Source organism: Pseudomonas sp. MD195_PC81_125, assembly GCF_014060985.1.
Lineage (GTDB): Bacteria > Pseudomonadota > Gammaproteobacteria > Pseudomonadales > Pseudomonadaceae > Aquipseudomonas > Aquipseudomonas parakoreensis.
In genome coordinates this window covers 1-6,418 of sequence record NZ_JABULD010000551.1, presented here as the reverse complement: position 1 = coordinate 6,418, position 6,418 = coordinate 1, and the positions used below count along the sequence as shown (strand labels likewise).

Annotated in this window: 8 protein-coding genes and 1 pseudogene; 8 read left to right on the top strand and 1 reads right to left on the bottom strand. The window is 60.5% G+C overall.

Annotation, left to right across the window (positions count from 1 at the left end; translation table 11 throughout):
• The 4 genes and pseudogenes from livH to HT737_RS22195 all read left to right on the top strand — a co-directional run.
• A pseudogene (gene livH / locus HT737_RS22210) lies at nucleotides 1-916 on the top strand (high-affinity branched-chain amino acid ABC transporter permease LivH); the annotation flags it as partial.
• The gene (locus tag HT737_RS22205) at nucleotides 913-2,169 is read left to right on the top strand and encodes a high-affinity branched-chain amino acid ABC transporter permease LivM (protein WP_047292126.1); all 1,257 of its coding nucleotides are present in this window, start codon (nucleotides 913-915) and stop codon (nucleotides 2,167-2,169) included. The pseudogene livH and the gene HT737_RS22205, both read left to right, overlap by 4 nt.
• On the top strand, nucleotides 2,166-2,933 hold the full coding sequence (gene livG / locus HT737_RS22200) for a high-affinity branched-chain amino acid ABC transporter ATP-binding protein LivG (RefSeq protein WP_047292124.1): 768 nt from the start codon (nucleotides 2,166-2,168) through the stop codon (nucleotides 2,931-2,933). The genes HT737_RS22205 and livG overlap by 4 nt, the downstream gene beginning before the upstream one ends.
• Nucleotides 2,934-3,635 (top strand): ABC transporter ATP-binding protein, encoded by a 702-nt coding sequence (locus HT737_RS22195; RefSeq protein ID WP_003222380.1) that lies wholly within the window; start codon nucleotides 2,934-2,936, stop codon nucleotides 3,633-3,635.
• A gap of 48 nt (nucleotides 3,636-3,683) precedes the next feature.
• Here the strand turns inward: HT737_RS22195 and HT737_RS22190 are convergent, their stop codons facing one another.
• Complete coding sequence (locus tag HT737_RS22190) at nucleotides 3,684-3,839, bottom strand: hypothetical protein (RefSeq protein WP_182404011.1); 156 nt, start codon at nucleotides 3,837-3,839, stop codon at nucleotides 3,684-3,686.
• Between the two features lie 70 nt (nucleotides 3,840-3,909).
• Between HT737_RS22190 and HT737_RS22185 the strand changes: the two genes are divergently transcribed.
• From HT737_RS22185 to HT737_RS22170, 4 genes are read left to right on the top strand one after another with little or no spacing between them, the layout of a single operon-like run.
• Nucleotides 3,910-4,218, top strand: a complete 309-nt coding sequence (locus HT737_RS22185) for a DUF2282 domain-containing protein (protein ID WP_007969475.1) — start codon at nucleotides 3,910-3,912, stop codon at nucleotides 4,216-4,218.
• 25 nt (nucleotides 4,219-4,243) lie between these two features.
• The gene (locus HT737_RS22180; protein ID WP_182404010.1) at nucleotides 4,244-5,131 is read left to right on the top strand and encodes a DUF692 domain-containing protein; all 888 of its coding nucleotides are present in this window, start codon (nucleotides 4,244-4,246) and stop codon (nucleotides 5,129-5,131) included.
• Nucleotides 5,128-5,886 carry a DUF2063 domain-containing protein gene (locus HT737_RS22175; protein WP_182404009.1) on the top strand — a complete coding sequence of 253 codons (759 nt, stop codon included), beginning with the start codon at nucleotides 5,128-5,130 and terminating at the stop codon, nucleotides 5,884-5,886. The genes HT737_RS22180 and HT737_RS22175 overlap by 4 nt, the downstream gene beginning before the upstream one ends.
• Complete coding sequence (locus tag HT737_RS22170; protein WP_182404008.1) at nucleotides 5,883-6,359, top strand: DoxX family protein; 477 nt, start codon at nucleotides 5,883-5,885, stop codon at nucleotides 6,357-6,359. Before HT737_RS22175 ends, HT737_RS22170 begins: the two co-directional genes overlap by 4 nt.
• The last annotated feature ends 59 nt before the right edge of the window (nucleotides 6,360-6,418 follow it).

Genomic DNA, 6,418 nt, shown 5'->3' with positions numbered 1-6,418 from the left:
ATCTATCACTTCTTCCAACAGCTGGTTAATGGCCTGACCATTGGCAGCACGTATGCCCTGATCGCCATCGGCTATACGATGGTTTACGGCATCATTGGAATGATCAACTTCGCCCATGGCGAGGTGTACATGATCGGTTCCTACGTGGCGTTCATCGCCATCGCCGGGCTGGCCATGATGGGAATCGACAACGTCCCGCTGTTGATGACCGCCGCGTTCATCGCGAGCATCGTCGTCACCAGTTCCTACGGTTACAGCATCGAACGGATTGCCTACCGCCCCCTGCGCGGCAGCAACCGTCTGATCCCGCTGATTTCCGCGATCGGTATGTCGATCTTCCTGCAGAACACGGTTCTGCTCGCGCAAGACTCCAAGGACAAATCCATCCCCAACCTGATCCCCGGCAACTTCTCCATCGGGCCAGGTGGCGCACATGAAGTGCTGATTTCCTACATGCAAATCGTGGTGTTCGTGGTGACCCTGGTCGCCATGCTCGGCCTCACGCTGTTCATCTCCCGCTCTCGCCTGGGTCGCGCCTGCCGCGCCTGCGCCGAAGACATCAAGATGGCCAACCTGCTGGGCATCAACACCAACAACATCATCGCCCTGACCTTCGTCATCGGTGCCGCGCTGGCAGCCGTTGCGGCTGTGCTGCTGAGCATGCAGTACGGCGTGATCAACCCCAACGCCGGTTTCCTCGTCGGCCTCAAGGCCTTCACTGCTGCGGTACTGGGCGGCATCGGCAGCATCCCCCGGCGCCATGCTCGGCGGGCTGGTGCTCGGGGTGGCGGAAGCCTTTGGCGCCGATATCTTCGGCGACCAGTACAAGGACGTCGTGGCTTTCGGCTTGTTGGTTCTGGTGCTGTTGTTCCGTCCGACCGGCATTCTGGGCCGTCCGGAGGTTGAGAAAGTATGACTAGGAATCTTAAACAGGCACTGTTCAGTGCCTTGCTGGTGTGGGCCGTGGCCTACCCGGTACTCGGTCTGAAACTGACCATCGTCGGCATCAACCTCGAAGTGCACGGCACCAGCCCGGCCATTCTGGCGACCATCGCCATCTGCTCGGTGCTGATGTTCCTGCGGGTGCTGTTCAACCAGCAGATCAGCAAGGCGTGGAAATCCTCGCCGGGCCTGCCGTTGATCCCGGCCAAGGCCAGCAACTTCCTGACCCTGCCGACCACGCAGCGCTACATCATCATTGCGCTGATTCTGGGTGCGCTGGTGTGGCCGTTCTTCGGCTCCCGTGGCGCGGTGGACATTGCCACGCTGATCCTGATCTACGTGATGCTCGGCCTCGGTCTGAACATCGTCGTCGGTCTGGCCGGTCTGCTCGATCTGGGTTACGTCGGCTTCTATGCCGTCGGCGCCTACAGCTACGCGCTGCTGTCGCACTACTACGGCCTGAGCTTCTGGATCTGCCTGCCGATTGCCGGCCTGATGGCGGCGACGTTCGGCTTCCTGCTGGGCTTCCCGGTGTTGCGTCTGCGCGGTGACTATCTGGCGATCGTGACCCTGGGTTTCGGGGAAATCATCCGCCTGTTCCTGCGCAACCTGACCGACATCACCGGCGGTCCGAACGGCATCAGCAACATCGAGAAACCGACGTTCTTCGGCCTGACCTTCGAACGCAAAGCGGCGGAAGGCCTGCAAACCTTCCACGAGTACTTCGGCCTCGAATACAACTCGATCAACAAGGTGATTTTCCTGTACCTGGTTGCTCTGTTGCTGGCACTGGCGGCGCTGTTCATCATCAACCGTCTGCTGCGCATGCCGATCGGCCGTGCATGGGAAGCGCTGCGTGAAGACGAAATCGCCTGCCGCGCACTTGGCCTCAACCCGACCGTGATCAAGCTGTCGGCGTTCACCCTGGGCGCGAGCTTCGCCGGTTTCGCCGGCAGCTTCTTCGCCGCCCGTCAGGGTCTGGTGACACCGGAGTCGTTCACCTTCATCGAGTCGGCGATCATCCTCGCCATCGTTGTGCTGGGTGGCATGGGCTCGCAGCTGGGCGTGATTCTCGCGGCCGTGGTGATGATCCTGTTGCCGGAAATGATGCGTGAGTTCAGCGAATACCGGATGTTGATGTTCGGTGCGCTGATGGTGTTGATGATGATCTGGCGTCCACAAGGTCTGCTGCCGATGCAACGCCCACACATGGAGTTGCGAAAATGAGCCGCGAGATCCTGAAAGTCGAAAACCTGAGCATGCGCTTCGGCGGCTTGCTGGCGGTCAATGGCGTGGCCCTGACCGTGAAGGAAAAACAAGTGGTGGCGCTGATCGGGCCGAACGGCGCGGGCAAGACCACCGTGTTCAACTGCCTGACCGGTTTCTACCAGCCATCAGGCGGCAGCATCCTGCTCGACGGCGAGCCGATCCAGGGCCTGCCGGGGCACAAGATCGCCCTCAAGGGCGTGGTGCGCACCTTCCAGAACGTGCGGTTGTTCAAGGACATGACGGCGGTCGAGAACCTGTTGATCGCGCAGCACCGTCACCTGAACACCAACTTCCTGTCCGGCCTGTTCAAGACCCCGGCGTTCCGCAAGAGCGAGCGCGAGGCCATGGAATACGCCGAATACTGGCTGGAAAAGGTCAACCTGAAAGAGTTCGCCAACCGTACCGCCGGCACCCTGGCCTACGGTCAGCAACGGCGTCTGGAAATCGCCCGCTGCATGATGACCCGTCCGCGGATCCTCATGCTCGACGAACCGGCCGCCGGCCTGAACCCGAAGGAAACCGAAGACCTCAAGGCGCTGATCAGCGTGCTGCGTGAAGAGCACAACGTCACCGTGCTGCTGATCGAACACGACATGAAACTGGTCATGAGCATTTCCGACCACATCGTCGTGATCAACCAGGGCACGCCGCTGGCCAATGGCACGCCGGAACAGATCCGCGACAATCCTGAAGTGATCAAAGCCTACCTGGGGGAAGCGTAAATGCTGCAGTTCGAAAACGTTTCCACCTTCTACGGCAAGATCCAGGCCCTGCACAGCGTCAACGTCGAAGTCCGTCAGGGCGAGATCGTGACCCTGATCGGCGCCAACGGTGCCGGCAAGTCCACGCTGCTGATGACGCTGTGCGGTTCGCCGCAGGCGCACAGCGGCAGCATCCGCTACATGGGTGAGGAACTGGTCGGCCAGGACTCGTCGCAGATCATGCGCAAGAGCATCGCCGTGGTGCCGGAAGGTCGTCGGGTGTTTGCCCGTCTGACCGTTGAAGAGAACCTGTCGATGGGCGGTTTCTTCACCGACAAGGGCGACTATCAGGAGCAGATGGACAAGGTCCTCGGCCTGTTCCCGCGCCTGAAAGAACGCTTCAACCAGCGCGGCGGCACCATGTCCGGCGGCGAACAGCAGATGCTCGCCATCGGCCGTGCGCTGATGAGCAAGCCGAAACTGCTGCTGCTCGACGAGCCGTCGCTGGGCCTGGCACCGATCATCATCCAGCAGATCTTCGACATCATCGAACAACTGCGCAAGGACGGTGTAACGGTGTTCCTGGTCGAGCAGAACGCCAACCAGGCGCTGAAAATCGCTGACCGTGCGTACGTTCTGGAGAACGGCCGCGTGGTCATGCAAGGTACCGGTGAAGCACTGCTCACCGACCCGAAAGTACGCGAGGCGTACCTCGGCGGTTGAGGCTTTTCGCTGAACAAAAAAACGGCCTTCGGGCCGTTTTTTTATACCTCACACATCCTCCGTGTAGGAGCTGCCGCAGGTGCGATCTTTTGATCTGGCTTCTGGTTTAAAAATCAAAGTCGAAAGATCGCAGCCCTCAGCAGCTCCTACAGGGTTTTGCATTTTTTTCTGAAAAATTTCAGCTGCGCTGTAACGCATCGCCATGAGCGTTCTCTAGTGGGGTAAGCAAGCGCACTTCGCTTGTAAAACCCAAGCTCAAATCTGGAGAAACATCATGACTGCTACCACTCGCACCCTGTCCGCCGCTGCACTGGTTCTGGCTCTTGGTTCCGCCCTGAGCATGACTGCCGTTTCCAGCGCCAACGCCGCCGACAACAGCAACATGGAAAAATGCTTCGGTGTGGCCATGAAGGGTCACAACGATTGCGCCGCGGGCGCAGGCACCACCTGTGCCGGCACCGCGAAAATGGATTACCAGGCCAACTCCTGGAAGTTCGTGCCAAAAGGCACCTGCACCACCACCGAGAGCAAGACCTCGCCGACCGGCTTCGGTCAGATGGAAGCCTTCAAAGCCAAGTCCTGATCCACGACCTGCCCGAGTGACGCTCATGTTCACCCTTAACGAACCTGTCCCACCGCGCACTCGGGCAGCCCTCTACGGGCTCCCGCCCCGCGCGGGGCTGGGACTCAAGACCGGGCACTTTCGTGAAGTGCTCGGCACCCGACCGGACATCGGTTTCTTCGAAGTCCACGCCGAAAACTACATGGTCGACGGCGGTCCGTTTCATCATTTTCTCGGGTTGATCCGCGAGCAGTATCCGCTGTCGCTGCACGGCGTCGGGCTGTCGATCGGGGCCGAAGGGCCACTGGATCTGCAACACCTGCAACGCCTGCAAACACTGATCGAGCGTTATCAACCGCAAGCCTTTTCCGAACACCTGGCCTGGTCGAGCCACGGCCCGGTGTTCCTCAATGACCTGCTGCCGCTGGCGTATGACACGCCGACGCTGAACCGCGTCTGCGAACACATCGATCAAGTGCAGAACAGCCTCAGGCGGCCGATGCTGCTGGAGAATCCAGCGACCTATCTCGGCTTCGAGCGCTCGACCATCGACGAGCCGGCGTTCATCGCCGAGGTGATCCGCCGCAGCGGTTGCGGTCTGCTGCTTGACGTCAACAACGTCTACGTCTCGTGCATAAACCATCAACGCGATCCACTGACCTACCTCGAGGCACTGCCTTTGCACGCCGTCGGCGAGATTCACCTGGCCGGGTTCGCCGAAGACGCCGACAGCCTCGGCGATCGCTTGCTGATCGATGATCACGGCGCGCCGGTTGATGATGCCGTCTGGGCGTTATACCGACAGGCACTCGAACGTGTTGGCCCGGTGGCAACCTTGATCGAACGGGACAATCACCTCCCGGCGTTCAACGTGCTGTTGGCCGAGGCGCAGCAGGCCGAAGCGTTGCTGCGGCGCGCAAGGAGTCAGCCATGAGCACTCAAGCCGACTTCAGCGCCGCCCTGCTCGACACTCGCCTGCCCTGCCCCGCTGGCCTGTACAGTGCCAACGGCGTTGATCCTGCCAGCCGGTTTTCGGTGTATCGCAATAACGTGCAAGGCTCATTGATCAACGCGCTGGCCGACAGTTATCCGGTGGTGCAGCAGTTGGTCGGCGAGGAATTCTTTCGCGGCATGGCGAGCATGTTCATCCAGCAGCAGCCGCCGCACAGTCCGTTGATGAGCCGTTATGGTGACGAACTGGCGGACTTCATTGGTGCATTCGAACCGGCGGCCGAGGTGCCGTATCTGGCCGACGTCGCACGGCTCGAACGCTTGCGCACACTCGCCTATCACGCCGCCGATGCGGCAACAGTCAGTGCCCAACAGATCAGCGCTGCACTGGCCGATCCGCAAACACTGGCCGAACTGAACATCGCCCTGCACCCCTCGCTGCACCTGCTCGACTCCGCCTACGCAGTGGTTTCGATCTGGGCCGCGCACCAGCAAGACACCACACTGGCGGGTATCGATATCCATCAAGGGCAACACGCACTGGTGCTGCGCAACGGTCTGGAGGTCGAGGTCTTTGCCCTCGATCACGGCGCCAGCGTATTCATCCACCATCTGCTGCATCACCGACCGCTGCTGCAAGCGGCGCAAGACAGCCCGCCCTTCGATCTGCCGCAGACCCTCGCCCTGCTGATCGGCCACCACGCCATCACCGACCTGAACACCAAGGTATCGCCATGAACAACCTCATCATTCGCGCCATCGGATTAATGGAAAAAATCCCCCACAGCCTGATCGCCTTCATCGCCCGGTTCTCGATTGCCGCAGTGTTCTGGAAGTCCGGGCAGACCAAGGTCGAGGGACTGGCCATCGACTTGATCGACGGCACCGTTCAACTCGGCTGGCCACACTTGGCGGACTCGACGATTCCGTTGTTCCAGAGCGAATACCACGTACCGCTGCTGTCACCGGAAATCGCCGCGCACATGGCAGCGTTCGCCGAACACTTTTTCCCGGTGCTGATATTGATCGGCTTCGCCACGAGATTTTCGGCGCTGGCGCTGCTGGGCATGACGCTGGTCATCGAGGTGTTCGTCTATCCCGATGCCTATCCGACCCACGGCACCTGGGCGGCGGTGCTGCTGTACCTGATGGCGACCGGGCCGGGCAGATTGTCGATCGATCACATGATCGCCAGGTACTGCAAACGCTGATGTCTGATGTCTCTGATGTCTCTGTAGGAGCTGCCGAAGGTGCGATCTTTTTGATTTTT

Coding starts and splice junctions, on each gene's coding strand:
- HT737_RS22205 (WP_047292126.1), top strand. CDS start 913: ATGACTAGGAATCTTAAACAGGCACTGTTCAGTGCCTTGCTGGTGTGG.
- livG (WP_047292124.1), top strand. CDS start 2,166: ATGAGCCGCGAGATCCTGAAAGTCGAAAACCTGAGCATGCGCTTCGGC.
- HT737_RS22195 (WP_003222380.1), top strand. CDS start 2,934: ATGCTGCAGTTCGAAAACGTTTCCACCTTCTACGGCAAGATCCAGGCC.
- HT737_RS22190 (WP_182404011.1), bottom strand. CDS start 3,839: ATGGCGATGCGTTACAGCGCAGCTGAAATTTTTCAGAAAAAAATGCAA.
- HT737_RS22185 (WP_007969475.1), top strand. CDS start 3,910: ATGACTGCTACCACTCGCACCCTGTCCGCCGCTGCACTGGTTCTGGCT.
- HT737_RS22180 (WP_182404010.1), top strand. CDS start 4,244: ATGTTCACCCTTAACGAACCTGTCCCACCGCGCACTCGGGCAGCCCTC.
- HT737_RS22175 (WP_182404009.1), top strand. CDS start 5,128: ATGAGCACTCAAGCCGACTTCAGCGCCGCCCTGCTCGACACTCGCCTG.
- HT737_RS22170 (WP_182404008.1), top strand. CDS start 5,883: ATGAACAACCTCATCATTCGCGCCATCGGATTAATGGAAAAAATCCCC.